The following is a 22,917-nucleotide window of genomic DNA, read 5'->3' as shown; positions in this document are numbered from 1 at the left end:
TATTTAACATTTTTATCATTATCGGAATACTCATCTGACCAAGCTCACAAATCCAGAGCATACCTACCACTTTTGGGTAGGCAAATTGTTTGAGATCAAAATTGCTACGACCTTGGATATGCCAATCTATCTGCAGTTTTTATTCTAAATATATTCGGAGCAAGTCGATGACAAGTGCATTTTTTATCCCTACTGTAAACTTAATGGGTGCTGGCTGTTTAAAGGACGCAGCAGACAGCGTGCAGTCTCAGGGCTTCAAAAAAGGTTTGATCGTTACAGACAAGATTCTTAACCAAATCGGTGTAGTAAAACAGGTTCAAGATCTGCTGACAGAACGTGATGTCCAAACTGTAGTTTTTGACGGGACTCAGCCTAATCCAACCATCAGCAATGTAAATGACGGCCTGGCTTTACTGACAGATAATGACTGCGATTTCGTTATCTCTCTAGGTGGTGGTTCACCGCACGATTGCGCTAAAGGTATTGCATTAGTGGCTTCAAACGGTGGCAAGATCGGTGACTATGAAGGTGTTGATCAATCTGCAAAACCAATGCTGCCACTCATTGCCATCAACACAACTGCCGGTACTGCGTCTGAAATGACTCGCTTCTGTATCATTACTGACGAAGAGCGCCACATTAAGATGGCCATTGTGGACAAGCACACCACTCCACTGATTTCAGTGAATGATCCAGAGCTGATGCTGGCAAAACCCGCTTCATTGACAGCAGCAACAGGTATGGATGCTCTAACACATGCTATTGAAGCGTATGTTTCTATCGCTGCAACACCAATCACTGACGCCGTCGCCATCAAAGCTATTGAGCTTATTCAGGCTCATCTGCGCACCGCTGTCGAAAACGGTGAAGACATTGAAGCTCGCGAACAAATGGCGTACGCGCAATTTATGGCAGGTATGGCGTTCAATAACGCGTCTCTAGGCTATGTTCACGCGATGGCTCACCAGTTAGGAGGCTTTTACGATCTGCCACACGGTGTATGTAATGCGATTCTTCTACCACATGTACAGCGCTACAACGCACAAGTGTGTCCTGAGCGCTTACGTGATGTTGCTAAAGCAATGGGTATTGACGTTGAGGGCATGACTGCAGAACAAGGCGCTGAAGCGGCAATCAATGCGATCGTAGCGCTTGCGAAAGATGTGGGCATTCCAGCAGGCATCAAGGAACTGGGTGCGAAATCTGAAGACATCCCAACGCTTGCAGACAATGCGCTAAAAGACGCGTGTGGCTTCACTAACCCGAAACAGGCGACACACGAAGAAATCTCATCAATCTTCGAAGCCGCCATGTAATACCGTTTTCTTTTCCTAACTCAAGCCTCCTTCGGGAGGCTTTTTTAGTCATCGAAAAATTCAATATGCGCGGGTGAGAAGTCCCAGTATTGAGGCGTCAGTTTCACCAAAATACAAGGTCACCGACTTGGTCTCGCCTTGTGCAAAACTACCATCTTGATCGATACGCGTTGGCGACACATAGTGCTCGTTACCAAAATACGCTTTGATTTGCTTAGGCTTTAAAGTGATCCCGCCACCAGAGTTGTTCGTCACCATCGCTTGTACCATGCGCTTGCCACCTTGACTGCTATAAATGTCGTAAGATTCTAAACTGAAGTAGCTGTGTGCAGGTTTATCGCGATTTTGCTTTGGTTCTGGAACATAAACCGAGCCGTCCATTGTTCGAACATAGTGCATCGTATCTTGAGACTTTTCGATGCTGTTTTTAATATCTCCCAGGCCAATGTCATCACCATTATCTGCAGCGTAAGCAGATAAAGGGCTTATTGAGGCGATTACTATGAGTAAATAGCGAGCTAGCATTACGTACCCTAATTGTGTTGTTAAAATTCAGCGGCGCACAAGTTTAAGAAACACCTATTAACATTTGTCAATCAGACGTTAAATTGCCTTCATTAACGAGTTAAGATCTCATAAAAGCAACCCCAAATATTTGATCGAAAAATACGCCAAATATATAAGAGAGCAAAACATCCAAGAACGTAATCATTTCATGTGGTTATTGATATTTATTTTATTAAAACCAAGCTGTTAGCAAAGACTCTTAAGCAATGTAGAATGCTGCTATCGATTCAAGCAAGGAGTGTGGAATGATGAAAGTAAGTATTGTTGGTTTAGGCAGTCTTGGAGGATTTCTCGCCGCTCGACTGTCTTCTTTTCCCGATATTCAAATCCAATGGATCTATAGAAAGAGTTCCATCAGGCAAGACGAACAGGTGTTACTCACCTATCCGGAAACCGAAGAGCCACTAATCGGTCAAGCACACGCCACCAGCTACGGGTTAGAACAGGTGACAGGTGATGTCGTGTTTATCACAACCAAGGCGCACGATAACAGGGCCTTATTCGAGCAAGCCAAAGCCTGGACAAACAAAACGATCGTTTTACTCCAAAATGGCACTGGGGAAGATGAAAAACTCGCTCAAGCACTCGATTCGAGTAACGCTATCATCAGCGCAATCACTCATTTAAAAGCCAGTTACACCACCGCCCCTTATCAGGTCACTTTGCACAATCAGTTACTGGACTGTGTTTACGCCGTTCACCAAGGCCAAGCTAACCCGTATCTAGACTCAATATTGAGTCACGCCTTTGATGAGGTAAAACGCGAAACAAGCACTTACCATGCGAGGCTGCCAAAACTTATGATTAGCTTCGCTGCTAACGCTGCGTCGTTTATCTTTGATTCAGACATGTATGGCCTAGCCTATAACGCCAAGTGTCGCGAATTAATGCTAGAAATTGAACAAGAGTTCTTGGTTCTGTTTGATGCTTTGTCTATTCCGCACCCCAAACTCACTATTTCTGAGCTGATCTCTTTGCTGGATTCTCCCAGCTACAAGGATGCCTATTTCAGCATGAAAGAAGATTTCGACAGTGGAAAACAAGTTGAGTTTGAAGCCATTTTCCAAGCTACGCGAAGCTTAGCCGCCCTTCACCACGTCTCGTTCACTCGTGGTAATCAAGTTTGTCACACGCTGGAGAACTTGCTGAGCAAGTAGAATAACGTGAAGCGCTATCGCAATAGGTGCGTAGCGCTTACAGTGATCATTTTGAAAAGGTCTCTAGATGCTGAGATCTTCAAGCAAATCCAACTTAGTACGCAACTGCGCTGGCAGTTCTATACGTTGTTGCTCGATAGTTTCTTCATCCATTGCCTGAAAAACAGTCTGAGCCACTTGCTGAGCAATACCTTCTAAGTCTTGGGCAGATGTGGCAATGAACGAGTTAGACGATTGCAGCGCTTCCAATGCAGGGGCTGTTCCGTCTATTCCCACCACTTTGATGCGACCGGAATATCCTAATTCGTCTATCGCTTTGGCAGCAACCAATGCTGGTCTATCCCACGCCGACCAAACCCCTCGGATTTTTCCTTCACTATCAGCGGTTAGAACTTTCGCCAGTTTCTGTTTGAAAGCTTGATAATCAGATTTAGCAACATCTGGCTCTATAGTGCTGTGTACTCGAATTTGATGATGGTTTTCAAACTCTTGCTTGGCTGCTAATTCGCGCTCGTAAACAGGTGGGTAGGCTCGATAGCTCACCATCACTACCTCTCCTTGAAAATTCATATCTTTCGCTAGGTAGGCCGCCGTTTCACGAGCCATCGCGGTATTGTCACTGGTAATGTTAGCGACAAAATACCTTGATTGAGCAGAGTCCATACCAACGACAGGAACGCCTTGCTCTTTCGCTATCATTAAATATTCTTCGATTGAGCTTGGGTCTGCGTTAACGACAATGGCCGATGGTTTCGACTTAGCATAAAGACTTTCACCAAGTTCAACAGGATCCGAGACAAGATTGACGTTCCAGTGATTATCCCATGACACCTCCTTAAGCTTGTCGACCATGATTCTGGTACCGGGCTCTTCAATCCAAGGGGTATAAAGAAGGATGTCTTTGGTATCACTTGCATAGGCGATATTACTCAGTTGTAACATAGGTGCAAGCAAGGCAGATAACTTGAGTAGCTTCATTTTCTTCCATTTAATTTAATGACTTATATCAAGAACATATCAAGCTCTTCAACCTGTTCAACAAACTCAAGTTTAATCAAGACATTTAAACTTAATTAATCTTATGTAAATTGTCTTAACTGTTTAAAACTAAAACAATATCCACCCAATCTAAGATAAGGAGTAGTCATGATTTTTTGGGTGTTGTACTTGGTGGCAATATACGCAGGAGTGTCTTTATTTGTTCCCGAGATTCGAGAGCTAGTGATAACCGCAGCTATCCTTTTCAGTCCACTGTGCTTGGGCTTGCTTCTGCTGTTTAGCAGAGAAAACGAATATCGCTTTATGGTAGTCATATCCTTTTTGGGCTCTATCGTTTTACTGGCTCTGATCCTCGCCCAGCATCATTTATCGCCGTCAACTCGTGGGATCGCCTTCTTAGCATTTGTTATGCCGATTGCGTTCTTTGTCGACAGGATCATCATCGGTCTAAAAAACAAATACATGAAAAGAACTAAAGAGTTCTAGCAGCGAATCCAACACGGTATTAAAGGTTGTGATTCGTTCGTGAGATTAGGTTTACAGAAGAAGGGATTTTTATTGTGAGCAGCCTGCTCTGGGCATATTACCCAGAGCCTGAGCCTTTAGTCGACTTTGTGGTATAGATACGCTGCTCTTTCTGTGAACAATATAAAACCATTGTTGGCTCGTTCTATTGGAACGACAGTCATATTTTCTCTGCCCATTGTACCTGGACCAATGACCACTTTTTCACTAAATGGAATGTCTCGATCCGACGGCTGAAACGAAACATGCTCTTGTTCATAAAGCGATAAACGATAATTGTCATATACGTAGACTCCTTTTGTAAAAGAGCCACTTTTCTTTCTTGTATACAGATTGAGCTCATACATACTATTCGAGTTTAACTCTAACTCAGTTCGCAGCCTCAGCATCAAATCTTCTGTTTTACTCTTGGTCGCTACATGAGACTCAGTATCTGAATAGTAAACACCAGATAAACGCCCGTAACTTTCTGAGTGATAATACCAGCCTGTGATGAATGGCAGCGCTGAAACCAACGCGAGCACCGCCTTATTCACAGATCACCTCAGCAATATTCGATGGAAAACTCAGTGATTCCAGCTCTTCATTTATGATGATAGAGATACCATCATTTGTTATCACCGCAGAACGACCAAAGTCTTTCCTGTTGCCGCTAGATTTAGAGATGTACGCACACGAATCATATATCCGATACGAGTAATCTTTTGCGGTATCTGGCCCTTTGAACCCTTTGAAAGCTGCACTGGCGTACATACCCGCTGAGAAGCATACACCTGAGAGAGCGATATAAAATATGGTCCACCGAACGTTCAGTTTACCTACAAAGCTGCTCGTATCTTTCTCTATAGGTTTCAAGCATTCATGCTCAATGACTTGCTGAGGCTGGGCACTATCAATTTCGCCAACAAATCGATAGCCTTTACCACGCTCAGTTTTAATGACCTTACCATATTTATCGTCAAACGCTTTCCTACAATAAGACAGCGCATTCATTAAACTACTTTCTTCGACAAACACACCTTTACGCGTCCATACATGGTCCAACAAGTCCTTCTTGGACAGTAAAGTATTAGAGTTATCTATAAAGTAGTTTAGTAATTCAATTTCATTTACTCCTAAGCTAACGATGTAATTTGTTTCTGTGTTTTTTACGATTCCTTTTTCAAGATCAACCTCGAAAGATCCATTAATTGTAATCATTATCCTTGCCAATTTTATTTCTGTATTTATTTATAATTTCGAAATCAGTTTAGAATTTCGATAATGGGCACTTTATATTTATGCCTCTTTCTACACATAAGTTAGGGATAAAAACGGAGTTTTTATGACCTTTTCTTCACTTTAAACATTTATTGATGCCGACAGCATGGCAATAACAACAATGAGTACAGCAACTGTACAGAATACTAAAAGCGTGAGCAAAAACCGATGGTTAATAATCTAATTAAGGTTTATATATCTTTAACATTCGTAAAAAAGCATTAAATCCGTATAAAAAATCACCAAACATACATAATAAATATAGGAAATTAAATATTATAAAAATAAACTATCAAGATAAAAGCAATAGAATTAATATTAATTGTAAAATACTCTATAAGCCATCAAGTCAATAGAGCAGTGTCAGTTAACTTTAAGCTGCTTCAAAACAAGCGCTGACACATCATCACAAAATAAACTTATTAAAAATACCAATGCATCGTTTTGTGACTACACTACCTAAACTAACGGAGGTAGTTATGAAGATACAGTTAACGGTTATTCTCGCGCTTGTCAGCGTATTTGCTACAGCGGGCGAAAATAAAATTTACAATGTAAATGGTAATGATTATGAAGGTTACTGGGCAAAAGTCAGTGACGATGCACCATTAGTCTTACTCGTTCACGACTGGGACGGGTTAACCGACTATGAGATGAAGAGAGCTAAAATGCTCAATGATTTAGGCTACAACGTTTTCGCTGCAGACTTATTTGGTAAAGGCGTTCGACCAACCGAAGTAAAGGATAAAAAGCAGCACACAGGTGAACTGTATAAAGATAGAGACAAACTAAGAGCCTTGATGCAAGGTAGTTTAGATTATGCTGCCACTCTTGGTGGCAATGCCAATAATACCGTTGTTATGGGTTATTGCTTTGGTGGCGCTGCAGTTTTGGAATCTGCAAGAGCTGGGATGAATGCCAAAGGTTTTGTAACTTTTCATGGCGGACTAAAGACACCTCAAGGTCAGTCTTACCAAGAGGCGACCGCTCCAATACTGGTTTTGCATGGTACTGCTGACAGTGCCATCCCAATGGAACAGTTCGCAGCATTGGCAAGCGAGTTAGAAGCCCAGAACGTAGCCCATGAGATGATCACCTACAGCGGTGCTCCTCATGCCTTTACTGTATTTGGCAGTGAACGTTATCGAAAAGAAGCAGATGAAAAATCTTGGCAGCGCTTTACGGAGTTCCTTGCCTCTTCAACAAACTAATCTCAATTAGACCAGAGCCTCAACGCCTCGAATCCATCTGGGTAGATTCGCATTGAACCAATCTAGATATTTTTGAAGTTGAGGCTTTTGGCGTTCATAGAGCAGATTAGTGACTTCTACCACTATCCAAGCTTTAGCAATGATCACATGTCGGAACAATTCCTCTCTTGGCATCGCTTTATGTACGTTCATGTAGCTATCGACAGTGCGAAGCATGGCTTCTTCATCCCCTAACCCTTTGATTAAAGGAACGAGATCTATCGCTGGGCTACCCGTGCTGAAGCGTTCCCAGTCAAACAACACCAATTCCCCATTCTCTCTGCGACCCCAGTTACCATCGTTGGTATCACCAGACAAGAGCGTTGGGTAATCAAAAATGATGTCACTTTGGGACTGCAACTTTTTCAGCACGTTCTGTTCTTGAGAGCTGAGAGATAGGAGCTGAAACGCTGTACGTAGAGCATCGTCACTCCAGCTATGCTGTTTAAGCGCCCAGTCTGAATCAATTGGAGTTTGGTGTATAGCCGCGATCTGACTAAACACTTGGCTTGAACGGGTTAGTTCCTCCAATGTTACAGCATGAGGAATGTACTCTATGACGATGGAATCACCTTCGGCTTGGACAAGAGAAGGTGAATGCACTCCTCGTTCACTCAACGCTTTAGCAGCAGTTAAATAGAAACCTCGCTCTATTTCGTTAACGCCTTGTTTCTGAATGTACCTCTGCCCTTGCCTTTCTATCAAACGGACTTTCGCGCTGCCCATTTGTGACAGTTCGTTGTCTGTACCCATACTCTCAATCGCCGAGAACGTTATTAATCTATATTCATACACTACCTGACTTTCAGTAGTGACCAAAACAAAAACGCCCCATAACTTTGTTACAGGGCGTGTAAGTATCACTTTTAGCGAATGTTAAGGCGCTGAGTCCACTTCGACTGGAAGGTAATGTTTGGGTTCTAGCTTAAGCCACTCAGGCAGCACGGTACCAATGGAGATAGAAGACCAAGTGCCCGACAGAATGCCGATAAACATCGCGATCGCAAACCCTTCAAGTGCATTGCCGCCCATAATCCATAAAGCAGACACCGTTAGCAAGGTTGTGCCTGAAGTCACCATGGTTCGAGAGAACGTCGCGATTACCGCTTGGTCGTTAATTTCGTCTGTAGGCGTCTTCTGTTTTGCTACCAATAACTCTCGAATTCGGTCTGCGATAATGATGGAGTCATTCAATGAGTAGCCCAGTATCGCCAAAATCGCGGCAAACACAGTCAAATTGAATTCCATTTGTGTCGCAGCAAAGAAACCTAGCACCAATACGACATCATGCAGTAGCGCAAGCAATGAGCCGCTCGCGAGCCTCCATTCAAATCGGAAACACAAATAGCCCAGAATACACAGCATCGAAATCAGCAAAGCCAGTCCACCTTGGTCTACCAAGTCCTGTCCGACTTGCGAACCCACCATGCTATTGCTGACTACATCAACCTGATGAGAGACCCCAGACAGTACAGATGTGATGTCTGGTGCCGTCGCCTCATCTTCTGGAATTGGATAACGGATGATCCAACGACCATCCTGATCAGAATGCGTCACTGAAGTAAATTCACCTAATGAAGGCTGAAGAACTTCAAGTAAGTCGTTGTTATTCAGGTTCTTGTCCACCTGAACTTCTGTCACCATGCCTCCGGTGAAGTCCAACCCCATATTGAGGCCTTTTACTGCGAACGCCCCCAGAGAGATAACCATGAGTGCAACCGAAACAAAGCTGGTGATGTAACGGATACGACGGATATTTTGTTTTAGATATTCAACCATAATTAAACCCTTACATCACGACGGCTATCGCGTCCCCAAACTAAATTGATAATTGCACGAGAGGCAAACACGCCACTGAACATACTGGTTAGCAGTCCAAGCCCTAACGTTAGAGCGAAACCTTGAATTGGGCCGTTACCGATTGAATACAGAACCACCGCGGTGATCATCGTTGTGATATTGGCATCAAGAATGGTGCTCAGCGCACTCCCAAAGCCCAAATCGATGGATTGAGCAAAAGTTCGCCCTTCCGCCAATTTATCTTTGATCCTTTCGAATATCAGGACGTTGGTATCTACCGCCATACCCACGGTTAATACCAAACCAGCGATACCCGGTAGTGTTAATACAGCGCCCGGTAGTAAAGCAATTAAACCCAGCAGGCTAACCATGTTGACCACAAGTGCAACATTGGCCACCCAGCCCAAACGTCTGTACCACAACGCCATGAACGTCAGTGTCATCGCCATGCCCAAGGCTAACGCGGCAAAACCATTTTCAATGTTTTCTGCACCTAGCGATGCACCTATGGTACGCTCTTCAACAATCGTGACAGGAGCAGTTAATGAGCCAGCACGCAGCAGCAATGCTAAGTTCTGAGCTTCATCCAAAGAGCCCGCTCCTGTGATTCGGAACTGACTACCTAACTGGGATTGAATGGTTGCAACACTGATGACCTTCTCGCTACGTTCTGTCTCGCCATTTGCATTGGTGGTGTACTCTCGGTACACGGTCGCCATTGGCTTACCAATATGCTTGCCGGAGAAGTCACTCATGGTTTTACCACCCGAGTGATCCAGCGAAATATTAACTTCAGAGAAGCCCATTTTGTCCACGCCAGCACGTGCATTAACGATGTGTTCACCGGTTAACACAGGGCGTTTTGACAGCACAACATCACGACCATCATTGTCCTTAAGCACAATGTCACCATAGGACACACCTTCGGATGGCGATTTCGCTTCATGGAAGGCTAATGTCGCTGTTGCGCCAATGACGTTCTTCGCCTGAGAAGGATCTTGCACACCCGGCAGTTCAATACGAATACTGTGCTCGCCTTGACGCTGTACCAAAGCTTCCGTGATCCCAAGCTCTTCAATACGATCACGCATAATTTTCAGGTTTTGCTTGATGGTGACAGTTTGAAACTCAGATTTGTTCTGCACTGTCGGCTTAACTGCTAGGTAATCTGAATGACGCTTAATGTCCCAACCTGGATAGTTTTGACGAATATAGTTCGCAGACTTAGTTAAAGCCTCACCTGAATTACTTTTCAGGTCGAACCCATCCACGCCGACCTGCGCGAACTTAACGCCTCGAATGTGCTCTTGGCGTAGCATGTCTCGCATTTCATCGACGATAGTGTTGCGCTGCTCTTCGAAGGCTTTATCCACATCCACATTCAATAAGAATTGCACACCACCACGTAAATCCAAACCGAGCTTGATTGGGCTGAAACCCATATCACTTAGCCATTTTGGTGCCACAGACACGTAAGAGAAGGTAATGGCGTCTTGCTTACCCAATAAACCATTCAGTGCTTCGCGTGCATGGGTTTGATCGGTTTCGTTATCGAACACCAATGTGGTTGAGTTCTCTTGCTGAGTAATCTCGTTAGCGTGGATGTTTCGTTGTTCCAAGTAGCGATTTAGTTCCACTGGATTGTCGATAACTTTATTTTTTTGTGACATTGTCACCTGAATGGAAGGTTGCTCACCGTACCATGTGGGGATCGCACTGAGTGCAAGCACAATAACTGTCACGATCAGTACTGCGTATTTCCATGCCGAGTAGCGGTTCATCACTCTCGCATGTTTCGTTTTAGGCGTATTTTTCTTCATAGTTATATCTTTACATGCAGTACCCAATCAAAGTCTTAGCTGAGATAGGTACAGAAAGTCATCTGACTCTTAAGTTTGGTCAGTCGTAAAACAATGGATTGAATCTGTAAGAAGATGAGTACTTTGTGCCAATGCGTAAGATGGCTAAACAGCAGAGGTGATAAGTGAGGTGCCAAAGGGCTTAAAGCTAGCCGATAAAACTAACCACACCTGTCTTACAGATTTGATAGAAGTCGTTAGACGAATTGAGCGTTCAGGGCCACATACAGCGCGTTGGATTCTTTCCAACCCGAAATACGATGATTTGAAGTGAAAGACTTTTCGACCCAGCAGCCATTCTGGACCAGTGGGTAAGAGTAAAGACTATTTAGAGGCAGAGACGCCTGACTGGAATAATGGCCATCGCTGGTTCCCGGTGCTTCTCCTTCCTCTGAATGACGATCAGATAAGCTCCAACGATTAAACTGAACAATGGCCAAAACATCGGTGTCAATTTCAGACTGTGACACCGGACTTTGAGATGTTTCTTCTTGTTGTGACTCTTCCAACAGAGTCTGATAATCCGCTTGGGATTGAGGTAAAACATTAGCCGTATGGCGATTTAAGCGTGCGCTGGCTTCATTTTCGGCTTGCGCAAAATACGCCAATGCTTGCGTTGGTAACACCATCGCAAGCAAAGTAAGCCAGAAAAACTTGATTAAACGTTGAGCCATTCACGACACCAATATTAGAAGACGACTGGATGGTAAGTCCAAATCTGCCTATAAACAACTAAAATGTTCTAAAACCTAATATTGCACATTTAACCGCTAAACCAAACTGATTAAAATCAGTAAAACACCTGAGTTATCTGTTGCTAGCGATAGAATATTTCTCCGGTTTGTGCATCCAGATAAATCTTGTTTGCCTGCTTTAGCCCACCGCAGTATACAAAGTAGACATCTCTTTGCTCAAACGTCAAAGAACGAACCCAACCACTGGTTTCTTCAAAGTCCTCTGGTTCACACGTTTTTTCTTTGAGCAATTGATCTGTCTTTTTCACAAACATTTCAAAGTGCTGTTTGAAGTCGTCTGATTTTTCTATGTAGCTGCTGACGGTTTCAACCCGCTCCTCTTTAGTAATGGTTGGTGCCACTTCCAGCAGAGCTTCCATTGGCACCCATTCCGCCACTTCTTCACCACCCTCTTCGTAGACATAGTAAGGAGAAATTCTTCCCCAGCCGTCTTTTTTCTCAAGAATATGCAGTTTATCTCCGCGATAGGCCACACTTTCGACGAACGCGTCATACCTCGGATATTCTCTAATTCCGAGTTTAGGAGGGCTAACGTAAAAGTCCGTCACTTCCGGTTTCGGTGGTGGTGGCGCTTCTTCTTTTACTGGTTCTGGTGGTGGCTCTTTGTTTTCTTCCATCATTGCAGCCGCTGCAGCCGCATCTTGTTGCGGCTTTAAGTAGAAGATGTAATAACCACCACCCGCACACGCCATGCCGAGCAGCAGAAGAACAACCATGAGTATCTTTTTCATATCGTGTTAGTGTCTTATCTATACTTAAGCCATCTTTCATGAACAATATAGCTAATATGAAATGGCACGGGCTATATCTCACTGTAGCGGCATTTATGCTGATCACTTTACCAATTAAAGGTGTAAGTGAGCATTGTCGTGAAGATACGTGGAATCAAGCCCTCAACTTTCAAAAGCAAGTAGAGTCCTGGTATAACAAAAAAGCCAGCAAATTCAATCAATTCCTAGCTTTCTATAAACAACAAGCATTTCTGTATCAAGAATTTAGCACAGAGGAACTGTCTGCTTTGTGGGACTCCAAAAACGAGCTACACCAAAAGAGAATCCTGAGCCAGTCAAAGGCTGCCACCATTGCTGTAGAGCGCCTTCAAGAAGAGAGTGCTGCCATTCACCAACAGTCTTCGATCATAGATCGAGCTTACGACAAATGGAAAAACATATACACTCACTGCAACCAAGCTGAACTGAAGATAAACAGCTCTTCCAGTCAGCATTATATGAACGTAAATCTTACTCTGAAAAAAGAGACCGAAAGCCTCCAAAAGAAACTCGATGTGATGATCAAAACTTATCAAAGAGAAATCGAGGCTATCAAAGCACTCAAACCATGAAATACGTTGAGTGATCAGCTAGCCAATTTATGCAAGTCAGCTTCACGGACATATTTAAGTTTAGGCTTCACAAATTCCCTAAGCTGATTGATAGAGAAAGGCTTATCCAAACACTCTAAACCGAAGACGTCTCCTAGTTTTCTGTCGTTACCCAGCAATACCAGTCGGCCACCCTTTTCGAACAAAGAACCCGTATAAAGTTGAGAACAAAGTACTTCGATATCACGTTCTGAACTAAGCTTGCTATCAGTATCCAACAAGATTAAGTCTGGCGCGCCTTGGCTCCAAAAATGTTTTACTTGATGGCGCCTATAAAGTTTAGAGGCTTGAGGGTGGGAACACGCCAGGATCTTTGGATCTTCGCAAATCGATATTATCGTATTTCGTATTGTCGTACATATTAGCGGATATTCACTGATGATTAATACATCCAACGCTCATCGCCCCTATTTCCTACCAATTAAGCTGCCACCGTAAACGTGACAAGGGCGACGAGATTCCACAAACTTCAATCAGATTACAAATGATTAATTAACATTAAACCTCAACAATAAGCCAATAAGAAACAATTCAATTTAATATCAATACCTTACTTAAAGTAACAATGATAACTCCTTAACATTATGAAGTTTTCTGAACACCACTTTTAAGGAAAATCACACCTGTTTGGTGATTACCGGTTAACCACCACTGCCGACTTCAATCCTTTCACCACAATTTTTTTTCAGGTATCAAACGCGTCAAAGGCTTAGACACCGTTCAACAAACATCACCTCACCAGTTTGCGGAAGGAGTAGAAACTGCTGAGCAATCGGCGTATTTACTTTCGAGAAATGTACATCAACAACAAGGTTTTCTATTTGCTAAACCTATGCCCTATGAACAACTCACGGACTGGCGTAACCAATACGAACATTCATCATAGTTAAACACCTCTTGGGATATACACAAGTAAGCTCAGCATCAACACTAAAGCCTCAGAACAGATCAACCATGCTCTTAATCTACCGATGAAGTTGGTATTCCACTGCCACAGCTAATGCAACGGTTGCTCCCACCATAGGGTTGTTGCCCATTCCGATAAAACCCATCATCGCAACGTGAGCAGGCACAGAAGAACTGCCGGCAAACTGGGCATCTGCGTGCATTCTTCCCATTGTATCCGTCATACCATACGACGCAGGACCTGCTGCAACGTTGTCTGGGTGAAGAGTTCGACCTGTACCACCACCCGAGGCGACTGAAAAGTAGTGGCGACCTTGTGAATTGCATTCCGATTTATAGATACCAGCGACAGGATGCTGGAAGCGTGTCGGGTTGGTTGAATTGCCGGTGATACTGACATCTACCGATTCTCGATGCATGATGGCAACACCTTCACGTACCTCGTCGGCGCCGTAGCACAAGATATCGCCTCGTGCGCCTTCAGAAAAACGCTTACGCTCAACTTCGATCAGTTGATTGGTTTGGTAATCAAACTCTGTTCGAACATAGGTAAAACCGTTGATACGGGAAATAAGATAAGCTGCATCTTTACCTAGGCCATTCAGGATAACTTTCAGCGGTGTTTGTCGAGATTTATTGGCATTGAGCGCTATTTTAATCGCCCCTTCTGCAGCGGCAAATGATTCATGCCCCGCCAAAAATGCAAAGCACTGGGTTTCTTCACTGAGCAAGCGAGCAGCTAACGCCCCATGCCCAAGCCCAACTTCTCGCTGCGCTGCAACACTGCCTGGTTTGCAATATGCCTGCAAACCCTCTCCTATGATATTTGCTGCTTCTACTGCTGTCTGAGCTTTTCGGCTAATAGCAAGTGCGGACCCCAACGTATAGGCGTCACAAGCATTATCGAAGGCTATGGGCTGAGTCTCCAATACGATTTTTTTAGGGTCAATACCAAAACTCATGCAGTAGTCGTGAGCTTGCTCGATGGAAGATAAGTTCATCTCTTGAAGTAATTGAGTCATTGAAACATTCATAACGGCAAGCTCCTATTAAGCGGTACGTGGGTTGATGACTTTACAGGCCTCTTCAAATCGGCCATAACTGCCCGTCGCCAGTATCATGGCTTCTTGCGCATCCACTCCCTGATCAATGTCTGCCATCATCTTGCCCAAGTTCAGATACTGGTACCCAATAACCTCATTTACTTCATCTAGTGCAAGTTTAGTAACATAACCTTCAGCCAGTTCCATATAGCGAACCCCCTTTGCAATCGTTGAGTAACTAGTACCTACTTGGCTGCGCTGTGATTTGCCTAAGTCTTCAAGTGCCGCCCCGACTTCTAAACCGCCTTCAGAAAAAGCCGACTGTGTCCGTCCATAGACAAACTGAAGAAAAATTTCTCGCATTGCAACGTTAATGGCATCGCACACCAAGTCAGTATTCAGTGCTTCCAGAATGGTTTTGCCTGTGAGAATTTCCGCTGCCATAGAAGCAGAATGCGTCATGCCTGAGCAGCCAATAGTTTCGATTAACGCTTCTTCAATAATCCCTTGCTTCACATTGAGCGTTAGCTTTGCGGCCCCTTGTTGCGGGGCGCAAGTACCAACCCCATGACTCAGGCCTGAGATAGCGATGACTTCTTTCGGACGAATCATCTTGCCTTCCACGGGAATAGGAGCTGATGGATGTAATTCCCCGCGTTGAATCGGGCACATGGATTGAATTTCAGAAGAGTATTGCATGGCGTTTTCCTTTATTTCGGAAAACAAGCGAGATTTGGCTGTGTATTTAACTGCTACAGAACCGACGACCTGCGTATAAGCAGACTGTCTATCGACGAATCACTTGTTTTCGTATTCTGTAGGAGTCATCAGCCAGAGTGGCGGTTAAGTAGGTGGAACCCCATCACCTTGCGTAATTAGAATAGATCTCTATCACATTTGATGACAAGCGCTCGCTTAGAACAATTATATATTAAAAAAGGCCGCCTTATATTTTCCCGAGAATTAACACAAAAAGAAAGGCTGCTTTAAAAGCAGCCTTTCTTATCACACACATCGCTTACTAGGCGTGGTGACAACCTGATCTTTAGTACCTGCATAAAATACGATGATTTCAGCTGGCTCATCGCCTTCATTGCGACCATAGTGACAGGTGTTCACCACTTCAATAAGTGAATCACCCGCTTTCATTTTCAGTTCTTTCTTGCCTGCAACCTTATCTTGAGTAATAACCGTCAATTGGCCTTTCGTTAAAACACCGGCATTGATTGCCGGGTGCTCATGTAATGGAAGCTGTGCTTTGGCTGGTATAGTAATCTTCAGGACAGTAATTTCAGGTGTTCCCTTGCCATACGCTGGCAGTTCCGTGCCCTCCCAACTCAACGTAGATTTTGCTAGCTGTTCAACTTTAGGCGCTAGTTTATCACTTAGGCTTGGCTCTTCGCTCGCCAAAGCCTGACCAGAAAAAGTGGCTACAAGACACGCTGCTACAAGTAGTTTTTTCATCATTTCATCCTGAGAATTAGTTGTTTGTTATTTAGCATTCTATTGATTGCGACCCGCCGTATTAAATACCATTTATTCGCAACGGCGACAGAATATATTTCAGAACAAAAACCTGTCAAACAAATATTCGTTAAATTCAAAAATTTACTTTTACATTTTAAATCATAACTTTAAATTACAAATATTCACAAAACAAGGTCTCCAAAAACAAAACCAAAATCAGCACAATCATACAAAAAATAGCCAAACGGATAGTTAGAATCGGCATCAAAAGCAAATATGACAGTATTATGAACCAACATTGACGATGTAATTTATTAAAATAAACTCAGGTCTTACTTAATATTAATTATAATTTGAGCAAAGATTACTCTGTGTGGAGAGGCTTTATTGAGTAGGGTAACCATAGTGAGAATCTATGACACCTTTTCATTACAACAAAAGCGGCCTGAAACCCCAAATAGGGAGGGAGAGCTTCAGGCCTATTCAGAATTAATCCGTCAACTTGTCACATTTAGCGGCACAAATGAAATCATTGCGGTGCAAGCCTTTTATAGAATGGCTCCACCACGTTACGGTCACTTTCCCCCACTCCAATAAAATGGATGGATGGTGGAACTCATCCTCGGCCAACTCAGCGATTTTGTCAGCGAACGCCCACGCGAGTTTAAAGTTTTTAAACCTGTATTCTTTTTCCAACTGAGGAATACCATCACGTTCTATAAGCTGCCAGTCGTTAAGCTCAGTAAGCAGGAGTCTTTGTTCTTCTTTATTTAGTGCTACAGCGTCACTGCTGCAAGCTTCACAACGTAGTTCATTAAGCATGTGTTATTTCCTTAGGTTCAAACAATGGAGGCAACAGCCCCTCTTTCATCGCTTGGTGTACATAAAACATTAAGTCTGTCTTGCTCAGTTTGTACAGCTGCTTGATATCTTTGAGAATAAAATAGGCGGGCTGCATTATATCGATGCGATAAGGGGTACGTAGCACCGTCAGGATATCGAATCCTTCTCTCAATGGACGTTCATCGTCCAATGCATACAGTGTTTCGCCAGGAGAAGACAAGATACCGCCACCGTAAATTTTGCTTTCAGAGCCTTCTTTAACCAAGCCAAACTCAACCGTGAACCAGTAAAGCCTTGCGAGATAAACGCGTTCTTTACTGCTGGCCTTTTGTCCGAGCTGACCATAAGTATGAGTAAACTCGGCAAACTCAGGATTGGTTAACATGGCACAATGGCCAAAAATTTCGTGGAAAAAGTCCGGCTCTTGCAGATAATCAAACTCCTCACGAGAGCGCAAAAAGGTCGCTACCGGGAATTTTTTATCCGCTAATAGGGCAAAGAAACGGTCAAAATTGATTAACGCTGGGACAGGCTCAACTTGCCAGCCAGTTTCTTTTAACAAAACTTTATTGATTTCAAGCAATTGTGGAACTCGATCTATTGGTAAATCAAGCAACTCCAAACCGCGCAAATATTCCTTACAGGCACGTTCATTCACTAAGTCCAACTGACGAGAAACCAAATCGTGCCAGATCTGATCTTCCTCGCTACTCCAGTCGACAAATCCTTGTTTATTAATAGGTTTAGATACGTACTGAGTCATCACTTTTCCTTTTAACAACTCCTTTACATTAAGCCTATCGCCTCACGAAATTGGTGACAATTCACCTACGGACATCCTCGGCCAAACATCTGTAACATATTTTTTACATTTGACTGTTTTTTGCTTATTTATCAGCGATATGTTTCTTCTCTGATTGTTTGACTTTGGCTGTATTTGCAACAAAACTTAGCCATAGTTAAGGAAAAGTGTGTAAGACGAGGAAGTCATGTCCACTCAAGAGTCAGTTGAGCTGTCCCCTCTTTGGGATCCCAGCGAAGAAAGAATGGCGTCATCTAATCTGTACCAGTTTATTCAGCATATCAACATGCAGGGTGAGGCCATCGAGAACTACAGCGATTTACATCAATGGTCTGTAGAAAACAAAAAGCATTTCTGGCTGGAAATCTGGCAATTTTGCGATGTTATCGGCTTCAAAGGCGACTGCATTCACGGCGAAGGTGTCGCACGCTGGGGGCAATTTTCATCTAGCCGCGACACAATATGGTTTCCTCAGTCTCAACTCAATTACGCTGAAAACTTACTCTCTTATGCGTTTCAGGAGCCGGAAGGTATCGCTATCTGGTTCAAAAACGAGCGAGGCCAGAGCCGCAAGCTCACTTGGCAACAGCTGTGCGATCAAGTCTCCATACTACAGCAATGGTTAAAACAAAATGGTGTCGAAAAAGGCGATGTCGTCGCTGGCTATCTTCCACACATGCCCGAGACAGTAGTCGCGATGCTGGCGACGACCAGCTTAGGTGCGATATGGACATCGACGTCACCAGACTTTGGTGTTGAGAGCGTGAAGGAGCGCTTTGGTCAGGTTCAGCCTAAGATTTTGTTCTGCTGTAACGGTTATAGTTTCAATGGCAAAACGTTCAAAATGGATGAAAAAAACAATCAGATTGTGCAATCGATATCCAGCATCCAGAACACATGCCATATTGATTATCTGCAAATTGGTCAAGAGAGCCCATTTGGCAATGAACAATTTTCAGACTGGGAATCCATTCTCGCTAGTTACATCCCTCGCGGCCTCCGATATCAGCGAATCGGTTTCAACGATCCGCTGTTCGTTCTTTACTCGTCAGGAACAACAGGCAAGCCGAAGTGCATCGTACACTCGGTTGGAGGCACCACACTTAACCATTTAAAAGAACATCAACTCCACTGCGATATCCAACCACGTGATCGCGTGTTTTACTACACCACCTGCGGCTGGATGATGTGGAACTGGCACGTCTCAACCCTTGCCAGCGGTGCAACACTGGTTATTTTCGACGGCAGTCCGATGTATCCAATGCCAAGCGTGCTTTGGGAGCTAGCGGAAGAAGCTCAAGTCAGTTTGTTCGGGACATCAGCCAAATACCTTGAAGCTCTACAAAAAGCCGAATTTAATCCGAGTCATTACTACAATCTGGAGAATCTTAGGACCCTCTGCTCCACTGGTTCAGTTCTGTACCCTCAGCAATTTGATTATGTCTACAGCCGCATCAAGGCAGATCTGCATCTGGCTTCTATCTCGGGCGGCACAGATATCTGTGGCTGCTTTGTGATTGGTAACCCGATCTCTCCTGTCTATCGTGGCGAGTGCCAGGCACCCGGCCTTGGGTTGGATGTACGCGTTTTTGACGACAAAGGACAATCCGTTGTTAATCAACGGGGCGAATTGGTCTGTTTAAATAGCTTTCCGAATCAACCAGTCGGTTTTTGGCACGATGATGGCGAGCGTTATCACAACGCCTATTGGGACAAGTTTGACAACACCTGGCATCATGGCGACGACGTTGAAATGACCGACAACGGCGGCATGGTTTTCTATGGGCGGAGCGATGCCACACTCAACCCTGGCGGAGTAAGAATCGGAACTGCAGAGATTTATCAGCAAGTAAATCAACTCTCTGAGATTAAAGATTCCATTGCAGTTGGCCGTGTGCTTGATGGGGATGAAAAAGTCGTACTTTTTGTTCAACTCGATAGCGATAAGACGCTGAGTGATGAATTGATTTCAACCATCAAGCTGCAACTGAAAACCCAATGCTCCCCAAGGCATGTACCTGCGGAAGTTTACGCCATCAGTGAAGTCCCGAAAACCAAGTCTGGTAAGCTCGTTGAGCTGGCCGTAAAACAAGTGTTGCATGGTAAAGATGTACAGAATAAAGGCGCTATCGCGAACCCTCAGGTTCTTGACGAAATCGCTCAGTATGCAACACAAACGGTTTCCTAAAATAAAAAGCCCGAACGATTAAGTTCGGGCTTTCCAAATCTGCTAAACCAGTATTACTTCTTGGCCACTGCCATCAATACGGTCAATTTCCCTTGAGGCGAATCGATACTGAATGGTGTCGTCACTTCAACTTCATCAAACCCAACACTGCTGAGTACTTGCAATACATGGGTCGGTGTCATTCCACCCTCTTCGTCTTTCTCCGATAGCCAGTCCCAATGAACAAAGTGATTTCCTTTATTCAGCAGGCTATAGACAATATCAACGACATCAGAATAGTTGGGCAGAAAGCTACATACTGACGATGCAACCACCAAGTCAAATTGATTCCGGAATGCGGGGTGCATTGCTACTAAGCCCCGTGACAGAAGGTCAACGACTGGCTCTACGTTGTCGAGCTCTTTCTTATCTAATTGCTCGATCATAGCCTCTGAGCTATCTAATGCTACGATATCTTTCGCGAAAGGAGAAAGCTTCTGGCTAAGTAGTCCTGTACCACAACCAAAATCGAGAATGCGCTTCCCTTGGACACCGACAATTTCTTGTAGAGAGTCAAACGCTTTCTGTGCATACAATACTGCTGAAGGCTCGTTTTCCCACTCTGCTGCGTAATCATCCCAATTAGTAGCCATCATGATCTCCCTGTTACCTCATTCATTTGGCGTCAAACAAGAGTATCAAAACTACATGAAATTCATAGCTTTTGGCGCCAGAAAACAGACAAGCGTAGTGTATTCTTATAGCATTAGCTTATATAAGCACCAAATACGCGAATACCCCAGATGAACCTATCGCAGATTGAAGCCTTCTGTACCATTGCTGACACTGGGTCAGTATCTGAAGCCGCCAGACAACTCGAATGCAACCGCACAAAGTTAAGCATGTCGATTAAAGCCCTGGAAAAAGACCTAAATATCGAACTGTTTGTCCGAACAGGCAACCATGTCTCTCTCTCTGAAGCGGGTAAAGCCATCTATAAAGACTGCCAGAATATGTTAGTCACTGTTTCACGCATTCGTCAGACCTGTGCTCAAGTTTCCGGTGAATTCAACGCAGAAGTCTGGATAGCTCGCGATGATTCGCTGCCAGATGAAATGTGGCAAGACCTTTCACACCGGCTCAATAATAAGTTTCCTGCTACTTCGTTTAATATCGTGCTTGCGTCTAGTGGGGACCTGGCAAACCTAGTTGCCACTCAACAAGTCGACTTTGCTTTTGGCGTCGATTATGAACGCATCGATGACCCACATATTAGTTATCACCCTTTAGGCAAAATCCGCCTCATGTCGGTATGTAAGGCTGATCATCGTCTCAGCCAGCTTCGACGTGTTTCGGATGATGAATTACGTAATGCGATGCAAGCGGTTATGGTCTATCTCAACGAAAAAGACAACCCTGAACTACAGCCATTCTCCCTGCGCCATATCGGTTTCTCCAGCTTTGATTACATGCTAAGTACTATTCTCACAGAAGACGCTTGGGGCGTATTGCCTGAACCGCTGATCCGTCATCATTTACGTAAACAAGAACTTGCCGTCATCAAGCATACTTACGGCTTAACACAGGAAGATTATTGTATGTTCACTGCAGCTGGCATGGCAGAGCACCCTGGCATGTCGTGGCTGGCCGATAAGCTTAACGAATACTTGTTTGATTTCTAACTGTTTCGCCATCGTTTTCTACGGCTACGGTGGCACTATACTCCTTCCAGCTTTACAATACGACAGTCAGTGTCAATTTTAATGGCACTGAAATTTAACACTATCTCATTGAATTTAAAGAACAAGGTGTGTGACACGTCTATTTCCGTCTATTTTTAGCACAGATCAAGTTTGTCAAATACGTTCAGTGCAAGAAGAATAAGAGTATGTATAGTGAAGAGAATACTCTATGTGTGACAGGACAAGCTTAAATGAAAAACGAATACTGATTTTCTCAGCCCTTTTAGCTTCAGGCTTTGCAGGTGGTGGATTAGTACTCGGGATGCTTGTTGGTTCACTAGTTATTGTATTTGATGGTGTTTATTCATCTGTCAGTCTGCTGCTAACTTTATTGTCGCTCGCCGCTTCTAAATACATTCAGAGCCCTTCTCGAAGCCACTTCCCGTTTGGTAAGGCCGTACTTGAACCTGTGGTCATTGCCATTAAAGGCAGTGTCATCCTCGCAGTCGTCAGTTACTCACTCTACTCTGCACTTATCGCCGTTTTCAATGGAGGACGTGAGGTTGATGCTTCAATCGCAACTTTGTTTGGTGTGATCAATGTATTAGGTTGTGGCTATGCATGGTGGCACATTGCTCGTAAGTCAAAGCGCTTTTCGTCAGGCCTGATCGAGGCGGAAGCCAAACAATGGCAGATGGATACCCTGCTCAGCGTAGCGGTCACATTGGGCTTTATTGTAGCATGGGGTGTCGCTCTATCCCCCCTAGCAGAGTACTCCGTCTATGCCGACCCTATGATGATGATTCTTATGTCGTTTTACTTTATAAAAGTACCCTTCGACATGCTGAAAGAAGCCATTAGAGAGTTATTAATGATGTCGCCAAGTGATGAAATTTGCGATGTCGTTGATCAAGAAGTGTTAGCGCTAGATAAAGAAGTTAAGCAGCACATCGAGCTCACCGCCGTTACTAAGGTAGGCCGTGAACTTAGAGTTAACCTAGATGTCCACTCCACAGAAAAACAGGTGGCTGTGGCCGATCTCGAACGAACTCGCCGTATTTTGAAAAATAAACTGGCTAAGCTACCACTCGATTTAAGGCTTAATTTGAATATTGCCAGCTAATCAAGCTATTGTTTA

At 44.0% G+C, this 22,917-nt stretch carries 24 protein-coding genes and 1 riboswitch; of the genes, 8 read left to right on the top strand and 16 right to left on the bottom strand.

The features are described 5' to 3' along the window. Window positions 1–167 precede the first annotated feature (167 nt). Window positions 168–1,316, top strand: a complete 1,149-nt coding sequence (yiaY, locus tag QMA41_RS13220) for an L-threonine dehydrogenase (RefSeq protein ID WP_281629897.1) — start codon at window positions 168–170, stop codon at window positions 1,314–1,316. 60 nt (window positions 1,317–1,376) lie between these two features. Here the strand turns inward: yiaY and QMA41_RS13215 are convergent, their stop codons facing one another. Then, window positions 1,377–1,841: a hypothetical protein gene (locus QMA41_RS13215; RefSeq protein ID WP_045985856.1), complete on the bottom strand. Its 465-nt coding sequence runs from the start codon at window positions 1,839–1,841 to the stop codon at window positions 1,377–1,379. Window positions 1,842–2,128: 287 nt separating this feature from the next. Here QMA41_RS13215 and QMA41_RS13210 point away from each other — a divergent pair, with 287 nt between their 5' ends. After that, window positions 2,129–3,040 (top strand): 2-dehydropantoate 2-reductase N-terminal domain-containing protein, encoded by a 912-nt coding sequence (locus QMA41_RS13210; protein WP_281629896.1) that lies wholly within the window; start codon window positions 2,129–2,131, stop codon window positions 3,038–3,040. Between the two features lie 63 nt (window positions 3,041–3,103). Here the strand turns inward: QMA41_RS13210 and QMA41_RS13205 are convergent, their stop codons facing one another. Then, window positions 3,104–4,018: a substrate-binding domain-containing protein gene (locus QMA41_RS13205; protein WP_281629895.1), complete on the bottom strand. Its 915-nt coding sequence runs from the start codon at window positions 4,016–4,018 to the stop codon at window positions 3,104–3,106. Between the two features lie 168 nt (window positions 4,019–4,186). Between QMA41_RS13205 and QMA41_RS13200 the strand changes: the two genes are divergently transcribed. Next, complete coding sequence (locus QMA41_RS13200; RefSeq protein ID WP_019274413.1) at window positions 4,187–4,525, top strand: hypothetical protein; 339 nt, start codon at window positions 4,187–4,189, stop codon at window positions 4,523–4,525. Window positions 4,526–4,641: 116 nt separating this feature from the next. On the opposite strand, the gene QMA41_RS13195 is transcribed toward QMA41_RS13200, so the two are convergent. Next, entirely contained in the window at window positions 4,642–5,100 is a 459-nt protein-coding gene (locus QMA41_RS13195; RefSeq protein WP_019274412.1) for a hypothetical protein, read from the bottom strand. Then, on the bottom strand, window positions 5,093–5,764 hold the full coding sequence (locus QMA41_RS13190; RefSeq protein WP_019274411.1) for a winged helix-turn-helix domain-containing protein: 672 nt from the start codon (window positions 5,762–5,764) through the stop codon (window positions 5,093–5,095). The genes QMA41_RS13195 and QMA41_RS13190 overlap by 8 nt, the downstream gene beginning before the upstream one ends. Window positions 5,765–6,303: 539 nt before the next feature. Here QMA41_RS13190 and QMA41_RS13185 point away from each other — a divergent pair. Beyond that, window positions 6,304–7,035 carry a dienelactone hydrolase family protein gene (locus QMA41_RS13185; protein WP_229629676.1) on the top strand — a complete coding sequence of 244 codons (732 nt, stop codon included), beginning with the start codon at window positions 6,304–6,306 and terminating at the stop codon, window positions 7,033–7,035. 6 nt (window positions 7,036–7,041) lie between these two features. Here QMA41_RS13185 and QMA41_RS13180 read toward each other — a convergent pair whose 3' ends face one another. The 5 genes from QMA41_RS13180 to QMA41_RS13160 form a co-directional block, all read right to left on the bottom strand. Further along, window positions 7,042–7,827: a hypothetical protein gene (locus QMA41_RS13180; RefSeq protein ID WP_281629894.1), complete on the bottom strand. Its 786-nt coding sequence runs from the start codon at window positions 7,825–7,827 to the stop codon at window positions 7,042–7,044. 123 nt (window positions 7,828–7,950) lie between these two features. After that, window positions 7,951–8,853, bottom strand: coding sequence for a protein translocase subunit SecF (secF, locus tag QMA41_RS13175; RefSeq protein ID WP_006960740.1), 903 nt, complete (start codon window positions 8,851–8,853; stop codon window positions 7,951–7,953). A gap of 2 nt (window positions 8,854–8,855) precedes the next feature. Next, the gene (gene secD / locus QMA41_RS13170) at window positions 8,856–10,694 is read right to left on the bottom strand and encodes a protein translocase subunit SecD (protein WP_281629893.1); all 1,839 of its coding nucleotides are present in this window, start codon (window positions 10,692–10,694) and stop codon (window positions 8,856–8,858) included. Window positions 10,695–10,930: 236 nt separating this feature from the next. Further along, window positions 10,931–11,407 carry a hypothetical protein gene (locus tag QMA41_RS13165; protein WP_281629892.1) on the bottom strand — a complete coding sequence of 159 codons (477 nt, stop codon included), beginning with the start codon at window positions 11,405–11,407 and terminating at the stop codon, window positions 10,931–10,933. A 143-nt stretch (window positions 11,408–11,550) separates the two neighbouring features. Further along, window positions 11,551–12,219, bottom strand: a complete 669-nt coding sequence (locus tag QMA41_RS13160; RefSeq protein ID WP_281629891.1) for a hypothetical protein — start codon at window positions 12,217–12,219, stop codon at window positions 11,551–11,553. Between the two features lie 38 nt (window positions 12,220–12,257). Between QMA41_RS13160 and QMA41_RS13155 the strand changes: the two genes are divergently transcribed. After that, complete coding sequence (locus QMA41_RS13155; protein ID WP_281629890.1) at window positions 12,258–12,830, top strand: hypothetical protein; 573 nt, start codon at window positions 12,258–12,260, stop codon at window positions 12,828–12,830. Between the two features lie 14 nt (window positions 12,831–12,844). Here QMA41_RS13155 and QMA41_RS13150 read toward each other — a convergent pair whose 3' ends face one another. From QMA41_RS13150 to phhA, 6 genes are all read right to left on the bottom strand, one after another. Continuing rightward, window positions 12,845–13,090 (bottom strand): hypothetical protein, encoded by a 246-nt coding sequence (locus QMA41_RS13150; RefSeq protein WP_281629889.1) that lies wholly within the window; start codon window positions 13,088–13,090, stop codon window positions 12,845–12,847. 744 nt (window positions 13,091–13,834) lie between these two features. Further along, complete coding sequence (locus tag QMA41_RS13145) at window positions 13,835–14,809, bottom strand: GGGtGRT protein (protein WP_281629888.1); 975 nt, start codon at window positions 14,807–14,809, stop codon at window positions 13,835–13,837. A 15-nt stretch (window positions 14,810–14,824) separates the two neighbouring features. Continuing rightward, the gene (locus tag QMA41_RS13140; RefSeq protein ID WP_281629887.1) at window positions 14,825–15,517 is read right to left on the bottom strand and encodes an iron-sulfur cluster assembly scaffold protein; all 693 of its coding nucleotides are present in this window, start codon (window positions 15,515–15,517) and stop codon (window positions 14,825–14,827) included. Between the two features lie 112 nt (window positions 15,518–15,629). Beyond that, a riboswitch (Fluoride riboswitch) is annotated at window positions 15,630–15,694 on the bottom strand. 129 nt (window positions 15,695–15,823) lie between these two features. Next, the gene (locus QMA41_RS13135) at window positions 15,824–16,282 is read right to left on the bottom strand and encodes a cupin domain-containing protein (protein WP_039951973.1); all 459 of its coding nucleotides are present in this window, start codon (window positions 16,280–16,282) and stop codon (window positions 15,824–15,826) included. Between the two features lie 492 nt (window positions 16,283–16,774). Further along, window positions 16,775–17,107, bottom strand: a complete 333-nt coding sequence (locus QMA41_RS13130; protein WP_006960730.1) for a 4a-hydroxytetrahydrobiopterin dehydratase — start codon at window positions 17,105–17,107, stop codon at window positions 16,775–16,777. Then, a complete protein-coding gene (gene phhA / locus QMA41_RS13125; protein ID WP_281629886.1) occupies window positions 17,100–17,891 on the bottom strand; it encodes a phenylalanine 4-monooxygenase in 792 nt (263 codons plus the stop codon). Before phhA ends, QMA41_RS13130 begins: the two co-directional genes overlap by 8 nt. 226 nt (window positions 17,892–18,117) lie before the next feature. Here phhA and QMA41_RS13120 point away from each other — a divergent pair, with 226 nt between their 5' ends. Beyond that, complete coding sequence (locus QMA41_RS13120) at window positions 18,118–20,118, top strand: acetoacetate--CoA ligase (protein ID WP_281629885.1); 2,001 nt, start codon at window positions 18,118–18,120, stop codon at window positions 20,116–20,118. A 53-nt stretch (window positions 20,119–20,171) separates the two neighbouring features. Here the strand turns inward: QMA41_RS13120 and QMA41_RS13115 are convergent, their stop codons facing one another. Then, window positions 20,172–20,750 carry a methyltransferase domain-containing protein gene (locus QMA41_RS13115; RefSeq protein WP_019276393.1) on the bottom strand — a complete coding sequence of 193 codons (579 nt, stop codon included), beginning with the start codon at window positions 20,748–20,750 and terminating at the stop codon, window positions 20,172–20,174. A gap of 150 nt (window positions 20,751–20,900) precedes the next feature. Here QMA41_RS13115 and QMA41_RS13110 point away from each other — a divergent pair, with 150 nt between their 5' ends. Both QMA41_RS13110 and QMA41_RS13105 read left to right on the top strand, forming a co-directional pair. Then, window positions 20,901–21,779: a LysR family transcriptional regulator gene (locus QMA41_RS13110; RefSeq protein ID WP_021455038.1), complete on the top strand. Its 879-nt coding sequence runs from the start codon at window positions 20,901–20,903 to the stop codon at window positions 21,777–21,779. A gap of 229 nt (window positions 21,780–22,008) precedes the next feature. Continuing rightward, entirely contained in the window at window positions 22,009–22,902 is an 894-nt protein-coding gene (locus QMA41_RS13105) for a cation diffusion facilitator family transporter (protein ID WP_019276394.1), read from the top strand. Window positions 22,903–22,917 lie beyond the last annotated feature (15 nt).

Origin of the sequence: Vibrio sp. St2 (assembly GCF_947311885.1) — a bacterium.
In the GTDB taxonomy this organism is placed as follows: Bacteria; Pseudomonadota; Gammaproteobacteria; order Enterobacterales; family Vibrionaceae; genus Vibrio; species Vibrio coralliilyticus.
This window is presented reverse-complemented; position numbering and strand designations above follow the sequence as displayed.